This is a genomic window from Burkholderia gladioli (genome assembly GCF_000959725.1).
Classification (GTDB): domain Bacteria; phylum Pseudomonadota; class Gammaproteobacteria; order Burkholderiales; family Burkholderiaceae; genus Burkholderia; species Burkholderia gladioli.
This window is the reverse complement of sequence record NZ_CP009322.1, coordinates 2522623-2542831: the sequence shown is the minus strand read 5'-3', so window position 1 is coordinate 2542831 and position 20209 is coordinate 2522623. Positions and strand designations below refer to the sequence as shown.

The window sequence follows — 20209 nt, the reverse complement described above, 5'->3', positions numbered from 1 at the left end:
GCGGCATGAGTTCCCGGATCGTCATCATCGGCGGCGGCGTGATCGGCAGCGCGGTCGCGTACTTCCTGCGGGCCGCCGACCCGAGCGTCGCGGTGACCGTGATCGAGCGCGATCCGACCTACGCGCGCTCGTCCTCGGCGCTGTCGGCGGCCTCGATCCGCCAGCAGTTCTCCACGCCGCTGTCGATCCGCATGTCGCTGTTCGGCATCGAGTTCCTGCGCGAGCTGGGCGAGCGGCTGGCGATCGACGGCGCGCGGCCCTCGATTGACCTGCACGAGGGCGGCTACCTGTTCCTCGCCACGCCGGCGGGCGAGGCCACGCTGCGCGAGAACCACGCGCTGCAACTGGCCGAGGGCGCGCAGATCCGCTACCTGGAGCGCGAGGCGCTGGCCGCCGGCTTTCCCTGGCTCAACGTCGAGGATCTCGCCGCGGGCTGCTACGGCGAGCGCGGCGAGGGCTGGTTCGACGGCTACGGGCTGGTGCAGGCGCTGCGCAAGAAGGCGCAGTCGCTCGGCGCGCGCTACCTGGCCAGCGAGGCGGTGGACCTGGTGCGCGAGGGGCGGCGCATCACCCACGTGGTGAGCGCCGACGGCGAGCGCCATGCCTGCGATACCGTGGTCAACGCGGCCGGCGCCTGGGCGCGCCGCATCGCCGAGCTGGCCGGCGTCGAGATCCCGGTGTTCGCGCGCCGCCGCAGCATCTTCAACGTGTCCTCGCCGGCGCGGCTGGAACGCTGCCCGCTGCTGATCGACCCGAGCGGCGTCTACTTCCGTCCCGAGGGGCGCACCTATCTGTGCGGCACCTCGCCCGCGCCCGATCGCGATCCCGACGACCTGCCGCTCGACGAGGTCGACCACGCGCTGTTCGACGAGGTGATCTGGCCGACGCTCGCGCATCGCGTGCCGGGTTTCGAGGCGCTGCGCGTCGAGAACTGCTGGTCGGGCTACTACGAGTACAACGTGTTCGACCACAACGCGATCATCGGCTACCACCCCGAGGTCGAGAACTGCATCTTCGCCAACGGCTTCAGCGGCCACGGGCTGCAGCAGGGGCCGGCCACCGGGCGCGGCGTCAGCGAGCTGATCCTGCACGGCCGCTACACCACGCTGGATCTGTCCGAGCTCGACTGGACGCGCGTGCTGGAAAATCGGCCGATCGTCGAGAAGAACGTGGTCTGAGGGAGGGCCCGTCCATGTATGACTTCACCGCCCCGTTTCGCGAACCGGCCGGCTCGCCGATCCGCGAGCTGTTCCGCTATCTCGGCCTGCCGGGGATGATCTCGTTCGCGGGCGGTTATCCGGCCGCCGGGCTGTTCGATACCGAGGGGCTGGAGCGCGCCGCGCAGCGTGCCTATGCCAAACCGGTGCGCTGCCTGCAATACGGGCCCACCGACGGGCTGCCCGAGCTGAAGGAGGCGCTGGCCGCGCGGCTGGCCTCGCGCGGCGCGTCCTGCCGGCCCGAGGAACTGGTGGTGACCACCGGCTCGCAGCAGGGGCTCGACCTGCTGCTGCGCGTGCTGGTGGCGCCGGGCGATCTGGTGCTGACCGAGCAGCCCGCCTATCCGGCCACGCTGGCCGCGCTGCGCCTGGCGCAGGCGCGCATCGTCACGCTGCCGACCGACGGCGCGGGGCTGGATGTCGAGGCGCTGGCCGAACTGCTCGATTCGGGGCGCGTGGCGCGGCCCAAGCTGCTCTACACGGTGCCGACCTTCGCCAACCCGACCGGCGCCACGCTCACGCGCGAACGGCGCCTGGCGCTGCTCGCGCTGGCGGCGCGGCATCGCTTCGTGATCGTCGAGGACGATCCCTACGCGGACCTGCGCTTCGCCGGCGAGCCGGTGCCCTCGATGCTGGCGCTGTCGGACCAGGTGCCGGGCTCGCGCGACTGGGTGGTGCATTTCGCCAGCCTGTCGAAGATCGTCGCGCCGGGGCTGCGGGTGGGCTGGACCGTCGCGCCGGCCGAGATCGCCCGGCGCTGCACCATCGCCAAGCAGACCGTCGACCTGTGCAGCTCGCCGTGGACCCAGGCGATCGCCGCCGAGTACCTGGCCGAGGGCGCGCTGGAGCGGCATCTGCCGGTGATCGCCGCGGCCTATCGCGACAAGTGCGATGCGCTCTGCGACGGGCTGGAGGCCGCGCTGGGCGACGCGATCGATTTCCATCGTCCGGAGGGCGGCTTGTTCGTCTGGGCGCGCATCGGCGGCGCGGAATCGGCGGCGCTGCTCAAGCAGGCGATCGCGCAGAACGTGATCTTCGTGCCGGGGCGCGCGTTCTACGAGGACGGTGTCGATCCCTGCGCGCTGCGCCTGTCGTTCGCGGCGCCCGCGCCCGGCGATATCCGCGAGGGCGTGCGGCGCCTGAAGCTCGCGCTCGACGCGACGCTGGCGGGCGAGGACGTGGTGGCGGCGGCCGGGCGCTAGGCGCGCCGGTCGCGAAAGCGGGCCATGAAGAGAGCCGGCGACCCAAGCCGGCCATCGAGCGCGATGCCGCCCGGCATCGCCGGAACCTGAGACGCCGGGCATCTCGTGTGCCCGGCACCCTCTTTGCCCGGTGCGCGTTCAGAACTTGTGGCGCATGCCGATGCCGGCCACCGTCTGCTGGCTGGTGCTCGACGGCGTCTGGCCGCTGACGTCGGCGCCCAGGCCCGAGCCGTCCGCGCTGATGCGCTGGTAGCTGACCTGGGCATACAGATCGGTGGTCTTCGACAGCAGGTAGTCGGCCTGCAGCGACACCTCGTGCCAATGCGGACGATGGCCGCCCGTCGCGTTCGAGATGCTGCCCTGCGTGTAGGTGTATTCGCCGTTCAGGTTGAGGTAGGGCGTCAGCAGGTAGCCGGCGTTCAGCTCGTAGTTGCTGAAGCTTGCGCCCTGGCCGTTCTGCGCCAGGTTCAGGCCGTTCGCGCCGTTGATGGTGTTCAGCCCGCCCAGTTGCGTGCGGGTCCAGACCATGCCCAGCAGGGCCGGCCCCATACGATAGTTCAGCCCCGCGCCGTAGGTGCGCTGCCGGGCGGCGACGAAGCTGCGCTCGGTCAGCGTGATCGCGCCGTTGGTGTTGGCGCTGCCGCCGTTGTTGGCCTGCAGGTAGCCGGCCGCCACCGTCAGCGGCCCCTGGTGGTAGGAGGCGCCGGCGCTGTAGAGCCGGTTGTCGTCGAAACCGCCGGCCTCGTTCGAGAACGCGTAGAGCGTGCCGAACGTCAGGCCGTGGAAATCCGGGCTCGCGTACTTGATCGCGTTGTTGACGCGAAACGAGTTGTTCAGGTTGTCGTTGTCGTAGGGATGCGCCGACAGGTTGTTGCCGCCCGGATGATGGCCGGTGAAGCTCAGCGGCGCGAGATAGTCGACCACCGAGTCGTACTGGCGGCCCACCGTCAGCGTGCCGGCGTCGCGATTGGCCAGGCCCGCCCACGACTGGTAGCCGAACAGGCGCCCGCCCTGGCGCAGCGAACCGTTCATCACGCTGAAGCCGTTCTCGAGCGCGAAGATCGCCGCAGTGCCGCCGCCCAGGTCCTCGCGGCCGGCGATGCCCCAGTGGCTGCCGGTCACCGTGCCGCTGGCGGCCTGGAACTGCTTGCTGCCGGCCGCGTTGCTGGTATAGACCAGCCCGGCGTCGATCACTCCGTACAGCGAAACGCTGCTCTGCGCATAGGCGCCGCAGGTGCTCAGGGCCGCGCACGCGGCGACTGCGAAAGTCGTCTGCTTCATCGATGTCTGTCGTCGGAAGGAAAAGGGGGCCGCGTGCCGGCCTGGGCGTCTCGTCCGCGTGGTCGGAACCGCCGCGCGAGCCGCTTGCGCGGGCGTCGCGAAACGCGCCGCTGTCGCCTCGCGAGCGGCAAAAATGGCGTGATATATTCGCGAAACACGAACGATTTTTATTTACAGCGCGAGACTCTAAAGGCCGTTTGTAATGGCGTTGTGTTGACGCCGGGCCTTTTTGTAATGGATTGCGTTGGCGCGATACCGGCGCTTTTCCAGCAGGTGCCTTCCCCCGAACATGGCGATGGATCACATCCTGGTCGTCGACGACGACCCTCACATCCGGCAACTGCTGCAGGACTACCTGCGCGAGATGGGCTACCAGGTCCAGGTGGCCGCCGACGGTGCCCAGATGAAGCAGATCCTGCGGCGCGCCAGCATCGACCTGGTGGTGCTGGACCTGATGCTCGACGGCGAGGACGGCCTGGACCTCACGCGCGACCTGCGTCGCGAGCAGGGCGTGCCGATCATCATCCTGTCCGCGCGCGGCGGCCTGCTCGACCGGATCCTCGGGCTCGAGATGGGCGCCGACGACTACCTGCCCAAGCCCTTCGACCCGCGCGAGCTGGTCGCCAAGATCAAGGTGGTGCTGCGCCGCACGCGCGCCGTGCCGGGCGGCGGCGCGCGCGGCGGCGAGGCCAGCGCCTGGATCGGCTTCGCCGGCTGGCGGCTCGATACGCGCATGAAGCAGCTGCTGTCGCCCGAGGGCGTGGTGGTCTCGCTCGGCGGCTCGGACTACCGCACCCTGCGCACCCTGCTCGATCATCCGAACCGGCCGCTGTCGCGCGAATTCCTGCTCGACCGCGTGTTCGACAAGGGGCTCACGCCGCTCGATCGCTCGATCGACGTGTGCGTGAGCCGGCTGCGCCAGACGCTCGGCGACGATGCCCGCCGCGCCATGCTGATCCGCACCGTACGCAACGAGGGTTACATGCTGGTGGCCGAGGTCGGTCACGAGGCCTGAGGCGCCAAGCGAAGCCCCGGCGCCGCGCGACACGGTTTCGCCTGTCATCCTTCCCCGGTAGAGTTCGAATGACGCCGGCCGCGCCAGGCCGGCGCGGTCCCGCATCTTCACTCGATACGACAAAGGCAAGCCATGGGAGACACAGCAAGCCAGGTACTCAAGTCGCCCTCGCAGCTCGACTACCTGCCGGTGAGCCTGTTCGGCTCGGTGATGGGCCTGGTCGGGCTCGCCGTCGTCTGGCGCGAGGCCGCCCGCCTGTACGGCGTGCCGGGGGCGATCGCCGATCTCGTCGGGTTCGTCGCGATCGTGGTGTTCATCGCGCTGCTGCTCGGTTACGGCTGGAAATGCCTGAGCGCCCGGGCCGCCGTGATGACGGAGTTTCGACATCCGGTGGCCGGCAGCTTGTTCGGCACCGTCTGGATCAGCCTCTTGCTGCTGCCCATCGTGCTGGTGCGCCTCGATCGCGCGCTCGCGTTCGGCATGTGGGTGGTGGGGGCGGCCGGCATGATGCTGTTCGCCTGGCATATCGTCGGCCGCTGGATGAGCGACCGCCAGCACGCCGCCCACGCCACGCCGGCCTGGATCATTCCCGTGGTCGGGCTGCTCGACCTGCCGCTGGCGATGCCGGCGCTGGGCCTGCCCGCCGCCTCGGGGCTCGGCGTGTTCGCCCTGGCGGTCGGGCTGTTCTTCGCGATCCCGCTGTTCACGCTGATCTTCTCGCGCCTGCTGTTCGAGGCGCCGATGCCCGACGCGATGCGTCCTTCGCTGATGATCCTGGTCGCGCCGTTCGCGGTCGGTTACTCGGCCTACACGACCGTGACCGGCCAGCACGACCTGTTCGCCACCGCCCTCTACATGCTGAGCCTGTTCATGCTCGCCGTGCTGGCCGGGCAGATGCGCCATCTGGCGGCCTGCTGCCCGTTTCGCGTGTCCTGGTGGGCGGTCAGCTTTCCGCTGGCCGCCTCCGCGATCTGCGCGCTGCGCTACGCCGGCGCCAGCCCTGGCGCTTTCACGAACGGCGTCGCCTGGCTGCTGCTGGGCGTGACCAGCCTGGTCATCGCCGGCTTGCTGCTGCGTACGCTCAAGGGCTTGTTCAGCGGCGAGCTGCGTACCCTGAGCGGCAGCTAGATCGAGACGCCCGGCGCCCCTTGGTGCCGCGGGCGCGCTCGAGCCGGTTGCCGCCCGCGAGGCCGGGCCGGCCCCTCAATGCACGGCAGCGTTCGGCGCCGACTCGCAGTCGGCGCAGACCCCGAACAGCACATGCCGATACGCCTGGTAATGGAAGCCGTGCGCGGCCGCGAGCCTTGCCTGCTGGCGCTCGAACTCGGGATCGCGCAGGTCGCGGATCGTCTCGCAGCGCGTGCAGACCAGGTGGATGTGCTGCTCGCCGCGATTGAGCTCGTAGACCAGCTTGGCCGAGCCGACCGAGGAGCCGACGATCAGCGAGGCTTCCTGCAGGTTGGCCAGCGCCCGGTAGATGCTCGACAGGCTGTAGTTCATCTCGCCGCTGAGCGCCTGGAACACTTGGTCGACCGTGTAGTGCGCGGCCGGCTCGTCGTGGAACAGCTTGAGAACCGCCACGCGCGCCGCGGTGGGCCGCATCTGGACGCGCTTCAGTTCCGAATAGATCGCTTTCATGGGGTGGATATCGTTGTTTTGTCGGTGCCGCGTGTGGTGTGCGGCGCCGCCATGGCGGGCCGCATCCGGAGTAACACCGGATCGACGCGAATATTCCAGGGGCGGGAGTGAAAAAAACGTCAAGGCGCGGCGAGGGTGCCGCGAAGGCGGGAGAAGGCCGGGGGCGCCCGGGTGGGCGCGGCAGGTTTGGCGCGCTTCGATATCGCGCCGGGAAGAATGGGGCGGGGCAGGCGCGCAAGCGCGGCGCCCGGCCCGGATGGCCGGCAGCGGCAGGTGTCGCCCGACGCCTGCCGCTGGTCGTGCCGGAAGCGCCGGATCAGCCGGCCAGCACGTCCTTCAGGTAGACGCCGCCCGACAACGCCTGCTTGACCTGGCGCGTCGGCTCGTCCACCAGCACCTCTTCCTCGCCGGCCTCGAGCGCGTCGAGCGTGGTGCGGATCACGTCCTCGGGGCGCGCCTTCGGCACGTCGAACTGGCGAATCATGTCGGTGTCGACGTAGCCGGCATGGAAGCCCGTGACCTGGGTGCCCTGCGCGCGCAGTTCGTGGCGCAGGCCATTGGTCAGCGACCAGGCGGCCGCCTTGCTGACGCCGTAGCCGGCGATCATCGGCGTGTTCGCCCAGCTCAGGATCGACAGCATGTTGAGCAGCGCGCCGCCGCCGTTGCGGCCGAGCACGCCGGCGAAGGCGCGCGTCACGTTCAGCACGCCGATCAGGTTGGTCTCGAGCTGCTCGCGCAGCACCGGCAAACCCTCGTCGGACAGCAGGCTGCCGAGCCGGCCGATCCCGGCGTTGTTGATCAGCACGGTGACGTCGCCGCATTCCCGCGCGGCGGCCTCGGCCTGTTCCGGCCGGGTCACGTCGAGCTGGATCGGGATCACGCCGGGCAGGGTCACCGTGGCCGGGTCGCGCGCGGCCGCGTAGACCTTGGCGGCGCCGCGCGCCAGCGCCTGTTTCGCGAGTTCGAGGCCGAGGCCGCGATTCGCCCCGGTGATGAAAACGACGGAACCTTCGAGTTTCATGGAAGCATCCTTGCGCGCAGCGCGCCTTGAGTTGATATGACGATCGTCATATTTCGGATCGGAAAAAAGCCCCGGTGGCGATCCAGGCCGGCCGGGGCGGGCGCTCAGGCCGGCGCGTAGCGCGCCAGCAGTTCGCGTTTGGCGGCCGCCAGCACGGCGCGGCCTTCCTCGTTGTCGCCGAGCATGCGTGCCAGTTGCAGCGCGCCGAGCATGGTGCCGGTGATCGACCAGGCGGTGTCGTCCGGGTAGCCGGGCGGCAGCGCCCGCAGCACATGGCGCTGGAGCCGGCGCGCCACCTCGCGCGAGGCCTCCACCACTTCGTCCGATTGCACCGGTATCTCGGAGGCCAGCGCGGCCATCGCGCAGCCGCGCTCGCGATCGCCAATCACGCCGGGATACAGGTAGGTTTCGACCATTGCCTGGAACGGGCTCAGGCCGGCCGCCACCAGCCGCGCCGCATGCGCGTCCATGGTCACCAGGCTGTCGGCGGCGGCGTGCTCGACGGCCGCGCACAGCAGCGCGTCGCGCGAGGCGAAGTGGGCGTAGAAGCCGCCGTGGGTGAGGCCGGCTTCCTTCATCACGTCCGCGATGCCGACGCCGTGGAAACCGGCGCGCCGCACCGCGCGGCTGCCGACCTCGAGGATCCGCTCGCGCGAGGCTTCCTTGCGCAGGCTATGGGCTGATTTCTTCATCGGGTTCATCCGGCGAGTTCATATGATGCTCATAATATGACGTGCATCATATGTGCTGACGGCGGCGGCAGGCAAGCGGTTTTTCAAGGGCGGGACGACGGCGCCCGTCGCGCGTCTCCTCACCTGCCGTTCTCCCTCGCCCGGGCCGCCGACCTCCTCCGTTTTCCTTGCCAGCGAGCCGTCCCCGGGGCTGGCCCGATTCTTGCCCATTCCCTGCGCCGATCGAAGACGATCGCCCGCCGTGCCAAGCGGGAAGCGCTTCGACAGCCGGCATGCGACATGCCGATTTACCAGGGTGCTGGCTTGAATTGTAATTTTTACAACAAGGAAAAGACCAATGAACGAGATTCAATTCGTCAGGTTGGTGGTCGTCGCGCTGTTCGCGATGGTCTGCTGGTCGATGTGGGATGCGCTTCGCGTGGCGGTGCGCAGCCCGCTCGACGGCCCGGTGCGCCGCGCGCAGACGATGGTCCGGCTGATGCGCGCGGTGGTCTACGCGGCGCTGCTGTACGTGCTGTCGGCCTGGGGCGCCTACCAGGCGTGGTTCGCCGGCTCGGTGGTGTCCTGGACGCTGGCCACGCTGCTGGTCACGGGTGGGGCGACCGGCGCCTACCTGGGCTGGGTGTACCTGACCGTGAGGCCGCCGGCCTGAAGCCGTGGTCTCGCCCCTCGGCCGTACTTTCGATGCCTCGTCCGGCCCGGCCGGGGCTCCCCTGATTCCGCAGGACATCCGATGATGATTCCGACCCAGACCGCACAAGACACGCTGGCGGCGCTCGCGCGCGCCGGCTTCGAGATCAGCCTGCCGCTTTCGATCGCGCCGGTGCGCGAGGAGCGCGACTACCGCGCGCTGGTCGCGGCCGGCCTGATGGCCCTGAACCTGCCCGCCGACGCCTGGGCCGACACGGAGATGTGGGCGGTGGTGGCCGCCTACGTGAACGTGCACGGGCTGGTGTCGATCGCCGAGCTGCAGGCGGCCAGGCTGCGCCTGACGCCGTTCGAGACCGGCGCGGCCAACACGGTGATCGCACTGGCCGCGCGCATCGCCACGCTGGCGGTCGCGCCCGGCCGGCGCGCGGCCTGAGGAGCGGGCGGCATGAAACGACGTCAACTGAGCAAGGCGCAATTGCTGCCGCTGCCGGCCGACTACCAGCGGCGGATGCAGTTGCGCCACCATCTCGCGCTGGCTTCGCTGCGCGCGGCCCGGGCGAGCCCGGAGCAATTGGCGCTGCTGCTCAGCACGATCCAGCTCGCCTACCTGCTGCGCGCGCCGTCGCAGGCAGGCGAGGCCGACCAGGCGTTGTTCTCGCGTGCCGAGCGCACGCTCGAGCAGTGTTATGCGCGCCTTAGCGAAGGCGCGCCGGTATTGCTGCACGAGCACGAGCGCGGCGACCTGGAGCGCATCGTGACCGACTACGACGCGCGCCTGGTCGCGCTGCCCGCGCATCGCTACGCCGATGCCCAGGCGGAGCTGCACCACCACGTCTTCACCGGGCGCTCGCCGATTCCGGCGCAGCGGTCGCAGGCCGCCTGAGGTGCCCCGGTTTCTGCAATCGCATTGAAAAAAACGCATCGTCCGGCCCGCTCGCGGGCGCGGCCGGCCCTGCACCGCTTTCCGATTCGAGGTTCGTCCATGTATGAAAAAACGCCGATGTCCGGCCCACGGCCGGACGCCCCGCGCCGCGTCGACGGCATCGTTTTCCATCTCGCCCTGAACGGCAGCTGGATCGAGACCATCGGCACGCCCTTCGAGTGTCGCGGCCGGACCTGGGCCGTGCATCGCTCGCCGCTGTTCGCGCCGGACAGCCATCCGCGCTACACCGTCTCGGACGTCGAGACCGGGCGCGGCCTGCGGCGCATCCTCGAGCCGAGCATCGAGGCGGCCCGCGCGGTGGCCACCGCGGTGATCGAGGCGATGCCGCTGCCGGTCTGGACCAAGATGGTCCGGCTGCCGCAGGTCGCCGCGGTGATGGCCGCCGCCTGAGCCTCGCGCCTTCGCGGCCCGCCGTGCCCGGCACACGGCGGTGCGCGCGCCTTCGGTCGCGTCACGGCCTCGAAGGCATGCGCGGGCGGTGTGATATGGCCCGCCCATGGCCCGTCCGCGCGTCGCCATGCATGCGCCGCGCGCATCCACCGCCTCCTTCCTCCTCGCCGCCACGAGCGGGCCCGGCATTTGCTCCGTTTCACCATGATTTGTCGTGACGATATGCGGGGCGCCGTCGGTCGCTCACGTTAGAATCGCGAAAACCGAGCCGCCCGTCATGGACGGCATTGCGCCCGGTCCGCCGGGACCGGCCACCGACATCTGAACGACTGAACATGACCCAGGAAGACTCCGCGCCCCAACATCCGGCGCCCGACCCGAAGCCGAGCTCGCCGTCCGAAGCGCGGCTGCCCGACAACGTGGAGACGGGCGTGCCGGGTCTCGACGAGATCCTCGGCGGGGGGTTCGTCCGCGGCGGCCTCTACCTGATCGAGGGCATGGCCGGCGCGGGCAAGACCATCCTGTCGAGCCAGATCGGCTTTCACCGCGTGCGCCAGGGCGAGCGCGTGCTCTACATGACGCTGATCGCCGAATCGCACGACAAGCTGCTGGGCCACCTGCGCGGGCTCGAGTTCTTCGACCAGTCCGCCGTGGCGCAGCAGATGATGTTCGTGTCCGGCTACCACGAGCTGATGAAGGACGGCCTGGACGGCTTCCTGAAGCTGATCGCCGCGAGCCTGGCGAATTACCGCCCGGGCCTATTGATCATCGACGGCTTCCGCAGCGCGCGCGAATTCAGCGAGACCGAGCTCTCGCTGTCGAAGTTCATCCACGAGCTCAACGCGCTGGTGGCGGCGATGGACTGCACCACGCTGCTGCTCGCGCCGCTGTCGGGCAACGAGCCGCATCCCGAGCACACCCTGGTGGACGGCCTGATCGAGCTGAACCGCTACAGCGACGGCATGCGCCGCGCGCGCGAGATCGAGGTCCACAAGATGCGCGCGCGCAACCATCTGCTCGGCAAGCACTTCTTCCGCATCACCGCCAGCGGCCACGCCATGTACCCGCGCCTGGAGGCGCGCTACGCCAACCTCGAGGACGAGCGCGACCTGCGCCAGCGGCTCGACACCGGCCTGCCGCACCTCGATCACCTGATCGGCGGCGGCTTCGTGCGCGGCTCGACCACCACCGTGATCGGGCCGGCCGGGGTTGGCAAGACCCTGCTCGCGCTGCAGTTCCTGCAGGCCGGCATCGCGCGCGGCGAGAAGGTGGTCTACCTGGGCTTCTACGAATCGCCGCAGCGCCTGATCGGCAAGGCCGAGGCGGTCGGCATCCGGCTGCGCGAGGGCTTCGCCGACGGCCGTCTCACCATGCAGTGGCAGCCGGCCGTCGAGCTCGAGGTGGACGAGCTGGCCGCCACCACGCTCGCGCTGATCCGCCGGCTCGGCGCCTCGCGGCTGGTGATCGACGGCATGGAGGGCTTCCGCGACTCGGCACTGCGGCCCGCGCGTTTCGGGCTGTTCCTCAATGCCTTCACGCATGCGCTGCGCGACTCGGGCATCACCACCATGCTGACCGAGGAACTGCCGCTCTACGCGGATCCCTCGCACGGCAAGGGCATGCGCCTGTCGGCGCTGACCGAGAACCTGATCCTGCTGCGCTACGTGGAAGCCGATGGCCGCCTGCGTCGCATGGTGTCGGTGGTCAAGCAGCGCGAGAGCGCGCACGACACCTCGCTGCGCGAACTGATCATCAAGTCCGACGGGCTCGACGTCACGCCGAATGCGATCGGCGCGTCGGGGCTGCTGTCGGCGCAAGGGCTGACGACCATGCTGCATCGGCCGATGACGGACGGCTAGCTGCTGATGAAGACCATCCTGATCGTGGACGACGAGTTCGACATGCTGACCGTCTGGCGTCTGCTGCTGGAGCAGTGCGGCTATGCGGTGATCACGGCGTCGAACGGCGCGATCGCGCTCGACCGCGTGAGGGAAACCATGCCGGACCTGATCGTGACCGACTACATGATGCCGGTGATGACGGGCGCCGAGCTGTGTGCCGCGCTGGCGAGCGATCACGGCTGGCGGCGGATCCCGGTGATCCTCTGCAGCGCGGCGGTCGAGATTCCGGTGCCGCCGGGCGACCAGGTCGAGACCGCGCGCAAGCCGCTGTCCTTTGATACGCTGCACGGCATGATCCGGCGCCGGCTCGGCGAAGTGCCCGGCTGAGAGCGGCGGGTAGTGCATCAAAATGCGTGCGCCGATGCCGCTGTCATGCGATAGTCGCGGAACTGCTGGCGGTGCCGACTCGATCCGGCGCCGCTCCGGCACGATCCGCCGCCTTCCTGCCGCGCGCGGCGGAGCCAACCGAGGAACCCATTCCGATGCTGGACGAGATTCGACCGGCCGATGCCCACGAGGCGTCGCCGTCCACCTCCATGGCCGGGCGCGCGGCAGCGCCCGCCACGCAGGCCACGCCGCCGGTGCTGGCGCGGCTGCGCGAGGCCACCGGCGAGCAGCATGAGCTGCTGCACGGCCTGATGCCGCTCGCGGCGCCGTCCCCCACGCTTTCCGATTACCTTTCCCACCTGCTGGTGCTGCGTGCCTGGCTGGCGCCGCTCGAGCCCTGGCTGGCCGCACGCGGCGACGGCCTCGCCGCGCACGCGGCGGCCGTGCCGCCGGTCGACCGGCGCGCGCTGATCGACGCCGACCTGGCCGCCGCGCCGCGCGATGCCGTGCCGGCCGGGCCCGCGTCGCTCGCGCCGTGGTGGCCCGCCGATGCCGATCGCGCCTATCGCTGGGGCGCGAGCTACGTGATCGAGGGCTCGCAGATGGGCGGCGCGGTGCTGTACCAGCAGCTGCACGAGCGTCTCGCGCCGCATCCGCTCGGTTTCCTGGCGAGCGGCCGCAACGGCCTGTCGGCGCGCTGGAAGGCCTTCGTGCGCTGCCTGGCGGCCGAGGTCATCGGGCCGGACGAGATCGACGCCGCCTGTCGCGGCGCCGTCGACGCGTTCGACCGTTTGGTCGCGCTGGCCCGTGCCTGCCGCGAGCCCGGCGGCGCGGGCGGTGCCGATCGATCGGCCGCCGCCGGCCGGGCCGGCTGAGGCGTGCCGCCCGACATGGACGAGTTCCACCTCGACCCCTCCGCGTCGCGCGCCGGCTCGCCCGTCGTGCGCGCGAGCGATGCCGCCTCCGAGGCGACGCGCGCGGCGGCGGCCGTCTTCGACTGCCTGCCCGACGCCTACCTGATCGTCAACGCGCGGCACGAGGTGCTGCTGGCCAACCGCCGCTACCTGGAGCTGCTCGACGTGCCGCTCGAGGCGGTGCTCGGCATCCGCGTGCAGGACATCAACCAGTTCGGTGCCCAGGCCCAGCGCGCGGCGCGCCGCGAATGGCTGGACGAGGCGCTGCGCGGGCCGCTGCGCCGCGAGTCGGCCTGGTCGCCGGTGTTCCGCTACGAGATGCCGGTGGCGCACGACGACGGCGCGCTCGCGCCGATGCCGCGCTACTGGCGCATCAAGACCACCCCGCTCGATTCGGCCGACCCGACGCTGGCCGGCGCGATCGCGATCCTGGTCAGCGAGGCCACCGACCACGTGGCCGAATACGAACGCGACCAGCGCGAGCGCGCCAAGCTGCGTTCGCAGGCGCAATTGCGCCAGGTGGTGGCCGACGAGGCGCGCGCCCAGTTGCGCGAGCAGCAGGAGCAGTTCGAGATCGCGATGGCCTTCTCGCAGGTCGGCGCCTGGCAGCTCGATCCGCATAGCGGCCGCATCGACTGCACCGACCAGTGCCGCACCAATCTCGGCCTGGCGGTCGACGAGGCGCTCACGCGCGAGCTTTGGTTCGGCGAGATCGTCCATCCCGGCGATCGCGCGCGGCTGCGCGAGGCGATGGAGCAGGCGCTGGACGCGCGCGGCCAGTTCGAGGTCGATTTCCGGGTCGGCTGGCAGGACGGCACGGCGCGCTGGATCCTGGTGCGTGGGGTGGGCCGCTACCACGCCAGCGGCGCGCTCAGCAGCGTGCTCGGCTTCACGCTCGACATCACCGCGCGCAAGCAGTCCGAGCTCGAGACACAGGCGACCGCCGCCGCCGAGAAGCGCGCGCGCGAGGAAAGCGAGCGCCTGGCCACCGCGATGGATCACTTCATCGCCACCGTCAGCCACGAGCTGCGCTCGCCGCTCAACGCGATCCTGAGCTGGTGCGAGCTGATGCGCCGCTCGCCCGAGCCGGCCCTGGTCACGCGCGCCGGCGAGGTGATCAACCGCAACGGGCGCCAGCTCGCCCACATGGTGGACGACTTGCTCGACAGCGGCGCGATCGTCACCGGCAAGCTCTCGGTGCTGCCCCGGCCGGTCGACCTGGGCGCGCTGGCCGGCATCGTGATCGAGGACATGCGGGTGATCGCCGAGGCCAAGGGCCTGGCGCTGATCGCCGAGCGCCTGCGCCCGGCGCCGGTGATGGCCGACGAGCATCGCATCAAGCAGATCGTCTGGAACCTGCTGTCGAACGCGGTGAAGTTCACGCCGCAGGGCAGCATCGAGGTATCGATCGAGACGGTCGGCGAGCAGGTCGAGCTGGTGGTGCGCGATACCGGTCGCGGCATCGATCCGAGCATGCTGGAGCGCGTGTTCGAGCGCTTCCAGCAATCGGCCGCCGATGGCGAGGGACGCGTGGCGGGGCTCGGCCTGGGGCTGTGGCTGGCGAGGAACCTGTTGGAGCGGCAGGGTGGCGAGATCGTCGCGGAGAGCGAGGGCCCAGGCCACGGCGCGACCTTCCGGGTGCGCCTGCCCGTCTATCGCTGAGGGCGGGGCAAGGGCAAGAGGGCTGGGAGCGGGGCGCCGGCGGCGTGTCCGCCACGGCTCGGTACCCCGTGCTCAGCGCTGGTAGGGCGGCGGTTCGTTCAGCACCGCCCAGAACATGCCGAGATCGCTGATCGCGGCCATGAAATCGTCGAACGCGACCGGCTTCACGACATAGGCGTTGACGCCCAGGTCGTAGCTGCGCAGCAGGTCCTTCTCCTCGCGCGAGGAGGTCAGCATCACCACCGGGATATGGCGCAGGCTTTCGTCGGCGCGCACGCTCTTGAGCACCTCGTGGCCGTCGATCTTCGGCAGCTTCTTGTCGAGCAGGATCACCGCCGGATTCTGGTCCACGCGCTCCGCCCACTTGCCTTGGCGGCGCAGGAAGTCGAGTGCCTCCTCGCCGTCCCGCACCGACACCACCGGATTCGCCAGTCGCGTCTTCTCGAGCGCGATCAAGGTCAGTTCGATGTCGTCAGGATTGTCTTCCACCAGAAGGATCGGTCTTAACACACTCGCTCCATTGCTTGAATTGCCGGTTCTTTCGTCGTCGACGGGTGCCGCATGAATGCGGCGGCTCATTTGGCCTGCTTGGGCACCGAGCGCGAACCGCGCCCTGGCGCCAGCGCCTCCAGCCGGGCCGCCGCGCTGTTCGAGCTTTCCTCGAGTTCCACCGCCGCCCCGGCGAACACGCGCGGCAGCGTAAACCAGATCGTCGCGCCGCGGTCGAGCCCGCCTTCGGCCCAGACTTTTCCGCCGTGCCGCTCGACGATCCGTTTCACTGAAGCAAGACCGATGCCTGTGCCGTCGAATTCCTCGACGTGATGGAGCCGCTGGAACACGCCGAATAATTTGTCCACGTAGCGCATGTCAAAGCCCACGCCGTCGTCGCGCACGAAGAACACGTCCTGGCCGGCCAGCTCGCGCTCGCCGTCGCGGCGTCCGATTTCGATGTGCGCCACGGGTCGGGAGGCGGAGAATTTTACAGCGTTCTCGACCAAGTTACGCAGTACCAGATGGATCAGGACCGGGTCGGCCATCACCGCGCCGAGTTCGCCGACCTGCCATTCGATGCGGCGCTCGCCGAGTTCCTTGCTCTCGTCGGCGATCAGTGCCTGGACCATCGCGTTCAGCTCGATCTTCTGCGGGCGCAGCGCCGAGCGGCCCATGCGCGAGAAGGCCAGCAGGTCGTCCACCAGCTTGCCGCCCAGGCGTGCGGAATTGACGATGCGCTCGACGAAGTGGCGGCCGCGCTCGGACAGGTTAGGCATCTCCATCTCGCGCAGCAGGTCGGCGAAGCCGACGATATGGCGCAGCGGCGCGCGCAGGTCGTGCGAGACCGTGTAGGAGAAGCCCTCCAGCTCCTGGTTGGCGCGGCCCAGCTCGAGCGCCAGCTCGGCCAGCTCCTCGGCGCGGCGCAGCACGATGCCGAGCAAGGCCGTGCGGAACTCCAGCGCGATCTCGCGTTCGGCCGGCCGCCACGGCGGCGAGTAGCCGCGCACGATATCGGTCCAGACCTCGAAGCTCTTGCGCGGCGAGAGCGAGTCCGCCAGCGGCGCGAGCTTCTCGCGCGGGTCGCCGGCCCACTTGATGGTCTTCACCATCTCGGGCCGGAACCAGACGATGTAGTTGCGGAACAGCCGCGAGATCGATACCGCCAGCGCGCCCGAGTAATCCGGACTGGCCTCCAGCACCGGCACGTCGCGCGCCAGGTTGTCGGTCCAGAACACCTCCTCGATCTGCGTGTCGAGCCACTTCACCAGCTGGCCCACCTGCGCCTCGGGCGGCGTGACGCCGGCCAGCACCACGCGGCCCTCGAACACGATCGCCACGCCCGAGGCGTGGGTCAGGCGCAGCAGGTCGACCGGATCGGCCGCCAGCGCGTCGACGAAGCTCTCGGTGTCGGCCATCGAGGCCAGCAGCCGTGCCAGCAGTTGGCGCAGGTGCAGGCGCTGCTCCGCGTCGGCGTGATCCTCCTTGGCCTCGATCTGCAGCGACAGCACCTGGGCGATGTGCTCGCAGGCGGTGCGCACCTCGAAGGGCGGCACGCGCGCCGTGTCGTGGTGGCAGGAGATCAGCCCCCAGAGCTTGCCCCTCACCATGATCGACATCGACATCGAGGCCAGCGTGCCCATGTTCTTCATGTACTGCACGTGCACCGGCGAGATGCTGCGCAGCGAGGCGTAGGTCAGGTCGGTGGGGCGCTGGGTGGCGGGATGGCGCGGCGGCACCAGCCGCACCGGCCGGTAGTTGGCGTCGGCGATCAGGCGGATCCGGTTGCGCATGTAGAGCGCGCGGGCCTGGGCGGGAATGTCGGAAGCCGGGAAGTGCTGGTCCGCGTAGGAGGCGTAGCCGGGATCGATGCGCTCGGCGATCACGTGGCCGTTGCCGTCGTCGTCGAAGTTGTAGACCAGGGTGCGGCCGAAGCCGGTGATCCGGTGCACCTCGTCGGCGGCCAGCTCGGCCAGGTCGGCGGTGGTCTGCACTTCCTGCAGGCGGTTGATGAAGGTGCGCACCAGCGGGTACATCGACGAGAACACGTCGATGGTGCCGCGTGCCGGCTCGAATTCGACGATCGAGATGTCGTCGTGGCGGTGCACCACGATCGCGAACGGCGACTTACGCGGCGCGTCGCGGCGCGGATCGTCCATCGAGCCCAGGTAGAGCGGCAGGCCGTTGGTGTCGTGCTCGCGCAGCGCGGCGACGATGGTGGCGGCCCAGCTCTCGCCGACGAAGCGCGCCAGCGGTAGGCCGGGCAGCGCCTCGGGCGCGCCGCCGACCAGCTCGACGGCGTTCTCGCTGGCCTGCAGGACCGTGCCTTCGGCGTCGATCGACAGCAGGAATCCGTGCGGCTGGATGCCGCCGGGGATATGGATGGGTTCTCGCGCGCAATCGGCGCCGTTCGTGTCTGAAACGGTGGGGATCGGGGCTGCCATGAGCACTCCAGGCTGGGATGCAGGCATTTTCGCACAGGGGCGCGGGGCGCCGGCATGGGCGGCGGGCGTCGGTTCGCCTCGCGAAGCCGCGCGGCGGGGCGCCAGGGCAGGGCGGCGGGCGGCGCGGGATCGAGGCCTGGGCCGTCGGGAAGCCGCCGCGGGTACCGGCCGGCGCGCTCGAAAGGGCGGCAAGGCGCGAGGAAGGGGGACGGCGGGCAAGTCGGCGTGTTGAGGAGGAGGCGGCCCGAGCATCGCTCATGCTGCGTCGCAAAATGCGTTCCCGGAGCGCGTCATCGGCAAGCCCGACATGACCGTCAGGCGTTCGGCGCGGGACCGGATTGCTGCGTCGCAACTTCATGTGCCGCTGGTCGCGGCGCGGCGATCTTCCGTCTGGACCGGAATTACAGGACAGACAACGGCATGACGGATCGTTTTAATAGGTCCCGTGAAAGCGGTATTCGGTCGAGTCGATTGTGAATCCAGGCGGCTGTCCGACACCGATCCAGGGCCAATAAAACGACGACGCCGGTCAGTCCCGCCGCGCCGTCCTATGAAGACGAGGTTGAGATGACTGCCGATACGACACCGATGCTCGACGACACGCTGTGGTCCATGATCCAGCCCCTGCTGCCGCCGGCCAAGCCGCGCCGCACGCGCTACCCGGGCCGCAAGCCGCTGGACGACCGTTCCGTGATGGCGGGGATCCTGTTCGTGCTCGAATCGGGCATCCCCTGGGGGCAGCTGCCGCAGGAGCTCGGCTATGGCTCGGGCATGAGCTGCTGGCGCCGCCTGCGCGACTGGCAGCAGGCGGGCGCCTGGGAGCAGATTCACGCGGTGCTGATGAAGCAGTTGCACATGGCCGAGCGGATCGACTGGTCGCGCGTGTTCATCGAATCGCCGTCGAGCCGCTCGAACCGCGCCGAGACGCCGGCCGCGCAGATCATGCTCGACGCCCCGGCGTCACGCGCGCCGCAGGCGCTGGGCCCGCTGCCGTCGCCCTTGCCCTCGTCGCTGTCGCTGGTCCAGCCGGTGCAGCACCTGGCGCACGTCACGCATGCGCAGCACGCCTCGCAGCCGGCGCAGGCCTTGGCCCTGTCCTTGTCTCGGCACGATGTCAGCGAAGTGAGCTGAGCGGCCCTCGCCGCGCCTCATTTCCACCCCGGGGCGCGGCGGCCGGCTCGCCGCGCCTGTCCCCCGACTGCCTCTCGATCGCCCCGGCGGCCCGCCGGGCGCCACCGCCGTCCCGCCTCGCCTCGCACGAGCCCGCGCGCAGGACGCCGAAACTCGCTATAGTTCGTCGCCCGCCTGCCGGCCGTGGAATCGTTCCGCGTCCGGCCGAGCGGGGCTTTCCAGCGGGCGCGCGCTCCCTGCCCGGAGCCGCCGCCGCCAAGACGATCGAGGTCCCCCCAGTGAGCGATATTGCGTTCCAATGCACGTCGTGCGGCAACTGCTGCCACGACCTGCGCCTGCCCGTCACGCCCGCCGAGGCGCTGGGCTGGCTCGAGCGCGGCGGCCGCGTCGACGTGCTCTGCGAGGCCGTGCCCTGGCCGACCGAACCCGAGCCCGGCAACGCCTTCGCCGACTACAAGCGGCGCCGCAGCTTCGCCGCCGACAGCGGCTCGCTGCCGATTCGCGTCGACGTGACGCTGGCGGCCTCGTTCAGCGGCCCCTGCCCGAACCTGCTCGAGGACATGCGCTGCGGCGCCTACGAGATCCGGCCGATGGTGTGCCGCGTCTACCCGGCCGAGATCAATCCCTTCATCCCGCTCGCCCCCGCCAACAAGGGTTGCCCGCCCGAGGCATGGCAGGCAGCCACGCCGCTGATCGCGGGCGGCGTGATCGTCGACGCCGTCACGCGCGAGGCCGCCGAGCGCAGCCGTGTCGCGCACGAGCAGGCGGTGCCGGCCAAGCAGGCGATCTGCGCGGCGCTCGGCATCGCGCATGCCTCGGTGTCGAACGAGGGTTTCCTGATCGTCGCGCCGGAGCCGGCGCGCTTGCTCGAGGTGCTGCGGGCGCTGCCGTCCGGGCCCGAGGCGGCGGCCTCGCCTGCCGGCTCCTGGACGCTGGTGTCGAATCGCCAGCCGACCGTCGAGGTGCTGGGGCAGGTTGGCGCGATCAGCGAACTCGATCGCGCCGGCACGAGCGGGTATCAATACCTGGGGATGTTCGAGGCGGCCTGAACGGCCGTTCTTTCCAAGCCTTCCGCGTGACGCGAGCCGGCCGGGCGCCGCCCCGGGCCGGCGTCGCCGCGCTCGTGCCGGTTCCTGCCGCGCCGCCCGCCGTTTGTTCCTTCTCCCGTCCCCTGGTTTCGCCGGTTTGCCGCCCCGGCAGGCCGGTGCTCGTTCGCGCGCCGCCGCGCCTTAGGGTAAACGCAATTTCACGTATGAGAAACGAGTTATACAATGCGTAAAAAATTTCCGAG

Annotated in this window: 19 protein-coding genes and 1 pseudogene; 14 read left to right on the top strand and 6 right to left on the bottom strand. The window is 70.1% G+C overall.

The genetic code is table 11. The features are described from left to right. Positions 1 to 5: 5 nt before the first annotated feature. Both BM43_RS11370 and BM43_RS11365 read left to right on the top strand, forming a co-directional pair. Positions 6 to 1178, top strand: a complete 1173-nt coding sequence (locus tag BM43_RS11370; protein ID WP_036055514.1) for an NAD(P)/FAD-dependent oxidoreductase — start codon at positions 6 to 8, stop codon at positions 1176 to 1178. 14 nt (positions 1179 to 1192) lie between these two features. Beyond that, a complete protein-coding gene (locus tag BM43_RS11365) occupies positions 1193 to 2419 on the top strand; it encodes an aminotransferase-like domain-containing protein (protein WP_036055515.1) in 1227 nt (408 codons plus the stop codon). A 138-nt stretch (positions 2420 to 2557) separates the two neighbouring features. Here the strand turns inward: BM43_RS11365 and BM43_RS11360 are convergent, their stop codons facing one another. Further along, complete coding sequence (locus BM43_RS11360; RefSeq protein WP_036055516.1) at positions 2558 to 3700, bottom strand: porin; 1143 nt, start codon at positions 3698 to 3700, stop codon at positions 2558 to 2560. A 295-nt stretch (positions 3701 to 3995) separates the two neighbouring features. On the opposite strand from BM43_RS11360, the gene BM43_RS11355 reads away from it, so the two are divergent. Both BM43_RS11355 and BM43_RS11350 read left to right on the top strand, forming a co-directional pair. Continuing rightward, the gene (locus BM43_RS11355; RefSeq protein WP_036055517.1) at positions 3996 to 4715 is read left to right on the top strand and encodes a response regulator; all 720 of its coding nucleotides are present in this window, start codon (positions 3996 to 3998) and stop codon (positions 4713 to 4715) included. A 132-nt stretch (positions 4716 to 4847) separates the two neighbouring features. Beyond that, on the top strand, positions 4848 to 5843 hold the full coding sequence (locus BM43_RS11350; RefSeq protein ID WP_036055518.1) for an SLAC1 anion channel family protein: 996 nt from the start codon (positions 4848 to 4850) through the stop codon (positions 5841 to 5843). 75 nt (positions 5844 to 5918) lie between these two features. On the opposite strand, the gene BM43_RS11345 is transcribed toward BM43_RS11350, so the two are convergent. The 3 genes from BM43_RS11345 to BM43_RS11335 all read right to left on the bottom strand — a co-directional run bounded on the left by BM43_RS11345 (position 5919) and on the right by BM43_RS11335 (position 8075). Then, positions 5919 to 6353, bottom strand: a complete 435-nt coding sequence (locus tag BM43_RS11345; RefSeq protein WP_036055519.1) for a Fur family transcriptional regulator — start codon at positions 6351 to 6353, stop codon at positions 5919 to 5921. Positions 6354 to 6669: 316 nt separating this feature from the next. Continuing rightward, the gene (locus tag BM43_RS11340) at positions 6670 to 7374 is read right to left on the bottom strand and encodes an SDR family oxidoreductase (RefSeq protein WP_036034367.1); all 705 of its coding nucleotides are present in this window, start codon (positions 7372 to 7374) and stop codon (positions 6670 to 6672) included. Between the two features lie 104 nt (positions 7375 to 7478). Continuing rightward, positions 7479 to 8075, bottom strand: a complete 597-nt coding sequence (locus tag BM43_RS11335) for a TetR/AcrR family transcriptional regulator (RefSeq protein WP_036055520.1) — start codon at positions 8073 to 8075, stop codon at positions 7479 to 7481. A 328-nt stretch (positions 8076 to 8403) separates the two neighbouring features. Here BM43_RS11335 and BM43_RS11330 point away from each other — a divergent pair, with 328 nt between their 5' ends. The 8 genes from BM43_RS11330 to BM43_RS11295 all read left to right on the top strand — a co-directional run bounded on the left by BM43_RS11330 (position 8404) and on the right by BM43_RS11295 (position 14854). Then, positions 8404 to 8718: a hypothetical protein gene (locus BM43_RS11330; protein WP_017919560.1), complete on the top strand. Its 315-nt coding sequence runs from the start codon at positions 8404 to 8406 to the stop codon at positions 8716 to 8718. A gap of 81 nt (positions 8719 to 8799) precedes the next feature. Beyond that, positions 8800 to 9150: a hypothetical protein gene (locus BM43_RS11325; RefSeq protein ID WP_230676404.1), complete on the top strand. Its 351-nt coding sequence runs from the start codon at positions 8800 to 8802 to the stop codon at positions 9148 to 9150. Positions 9151 to 9162: 12 nt separating this feature from the next. Next, positions 9163 to 9600 carry a hypothetical protein gene (locus BM43_RS11320; RefSeq protein ID WP_036055521.1) on the top strand — a complete coding sequence of 146 codons (438 nt, stop codon included), beginning with the start codon at positions 9163 to 9165 and terminating at the stop codon, positions 9598 to 9600. Positions 9601 to 9717: 117 nt separating this feature from the next. Then, positions 9718 to 10050, top strand: a complete 333-nt coding sequence (locus tag BM43_RS11315) for a hypothetical protein (RefSeq protein WP_226284743.1) — start codon at positions 9718 to 9720, stop codon at positions 10048 to 10050. Positions 10051 to 10385: 335 nt separating this feature from the next. Further along, positions 10386 to 11909, top strand: coding sequence for an ATPase domain-containing protein (locus BM43_RS11310; RefSeq protein WP_036055522.1), 1524 nt, complete (start codon positions 10386 to 10388; stop codon positions 11907 to 11909). A 6-nt stretch (positions 11910 to 11915) separates the two neighbouring features. Further along, positions 11916 to 12278, top strand: a complete 363-nt coding sequence (locus tag BM43_RS11305) for a response regulator (protein ID WP_036055523.1) — start codon at positions 11916 to 11918, stop codon at positions 12276 to 12278. Between the two features lie 155 nt (positions 12279 to 12433). Continuing rightward, entirely contained in the window at positions 12434 to 13153 is a 720-nt protein-coding gene (locus tag BM43_RS11300; protein WP_063769138.1) for a biliverdin-producing heme oxygenase, read from the top strand. A 15-nt stretch (positions 13154 to 13168) separates the two neighbouring features. Next, positions 13169 to 14854, top strand: a complete 1686-nt coding sequence (locus BM43_RS11295; RefSeq protein WP_226284742.1) for a sensor histidine kinase — start codon at positions 13169 to 13171, stop codon at positions 14852 to 14854. 72 nt (positions 14855 to 14926) lie between these two features. On the opposite strand, the gene BM43_RS11290 is transcribed toward BM43_RS11295, so the two are convergent. Together BM43_RS11290 and BM43_RS11285 are read right to left on the bottom strand one after the other, a co-directional pair. Next, complete coding sequence (locus BM43_RS11290; RefSeq protein WP_013691213.1) at positions 14927 to 15364, bottom strand: response regulator; 438 nt, start codon at positions 15362 to 15364, stop codon at positions 14927 to 14929. A gap of 65 nt (positions 15365 to 15429) precedes the next feature. Continuing rightward, positions 15430 to 17787: an ATP-binding protein gene (locus BM43_RS11285; protein ID WP_036055526.1), complete on the bottom strand. Its 2358-nt coding sequence runs from the start codon at positions 17785 to 17787 to the stop codon at positions 15430 to 15432. A 567-nt stretch (positions 17788 to 18354) separates the two neighbouring features. Here BM43_RS11285 and BM43_RS42210 point away from each other — a divergent pair. Next, positions 18355 to 18699, top strand: a pseudogene (locus BM43_RS42210) (transposase); the annotation flags it as partial. Between the two features lie 497 nt (positions 18700 to 19196). Next, on the top strand, positions 19197 to 19967 hold the full coding sequence (locus BM43_RS11275; RefSeq protein ID WP_036055528.1) for a YkgJ family cysteine cluster protein: 771 nt from the start codon (positions 19197 to 19199) through the stop codon (positions 19965 to 19967). The last annotated feature ends 242 nt before the right edge of the window (positions 19968 to 20209 follow it).

Bases quoted from the DNA above. Each gene is read 5' to 3' on its own strand.
- BM43_RS11370 (WP_036055514.1), top strand. From the start codon at position 6: ATGAGTTCCCGGATCGTCATCATCGGCGGCGGCGTGATCGGCAGCGCG.
- BM43_RS11365 (WP_036055515.1), top strand. From the start codon at position 1,193: ATGTATGACTTCACCGCCCCGTTTCGCGAACCGGCCGGCTCGCCGATC.
- BM43_RS11360 (WP_036055516.1), bottom strand. From the start codon at position 3,700: ATGAAGCAGACGACTTTCGCAGTCGCCGCGTGCGCGGCCCTGAGCACC.
- BM43_RS11355 (WP_036055517.1), top strand. From the start codon at position 3,996: ATGGATCACATCCTGGTCGTCGACGACGACCCTCACATCCGGCAACTG.
- BM43_RS11350 (WP_036055518.1), top strand. From the start codon at position 4,848: ATGGGAGACACAGCAAGCCAGGTACTCAAGTCGCCCTCGCAGCTCGAC.
- BM43_RS11345 (WP_036055519.1), bottom strand. From the start codon at position 6,353: ATGAAAGCGATCTATTCGGAACTGAAGCGCGTCCAGATGCGGCCCACC.
- BM43_RS11340 (WP_036034367.1), bottom strand. From the start codon at position 7,374: ATGAAACTCGAAGGTTCCGTCGTTTTCATCACCGGGGCGAATCGCGGC.
- BM43_RS11335 (WP_036055520.1), bottom strand. From the start codon at position 8,075: ATGAACCCGATGAAGAAATCAGCCCATAGCCTGCGCAAGGAAGCCTCG.
- BM43_RS11330 (WP_017919560.1), top strand. From the start codon at position 8,404: ATGAACGAGATTCAATTCGTCAGGTTGGTGGTCGTCGCGCTGTTCGCG.
- BM43_RS11325 (WP_230676404.1), top strand. From the start codon at position 8,800: ATGATGATTCCGACCCAGACCGCACAAGACACGCTGGCGGCGCTCGCG.
- BM43_RS11320 (WP_036055521.1), top strand. From the start codon at position 9,163: ATGAAACGACGTCAACTGAGCAAGGCGCAATTGCTGCCGCTGCCGGCC.
- BM43_RS11315 (WP_226284743.1), top strand. From the start codon at position 9,718: ATGTCCGGCCCACGGCCGGACGCCCCGCGCCGCGTCGACGGCATCGTT.
- BM43_RS11310 (WP_036055522.1), top strand. From the start codon at position 10,386: ATGACCCAGGAAGACTCCGCGCCCCAACATCCGGCGCCCGACCCGAAG.
- BM43_RS11305 (WP_036055523.1), top strand. From the start codon at position 11,916: ATGAAGACCATCCTGATCGTGGACGACGAGTTCGACATGCTGACCGTC.
- BM43_RS11300 (WP_063769138.1), top strand. From the start codon at position 12,434: ATGCTGGACGAGATTCGACCGGCCGATGCCCACGAGGCGTCGCCGTCC.
- BM43_RS11295 (WP_226284742.1), top strand. From the start codon at position 13,169: ATGGACGAGTTCCACCTCGACCCCTCCGCGTCGCGCGCCGGCTCGCCC.
- BM43_RS11285 (WP_036055526.1), bottom strand. From the start codon at position 17,787: ATGGCAGCCCCGATCCCCACCGTTTCAGACACGAACGGCGCCGATTGC.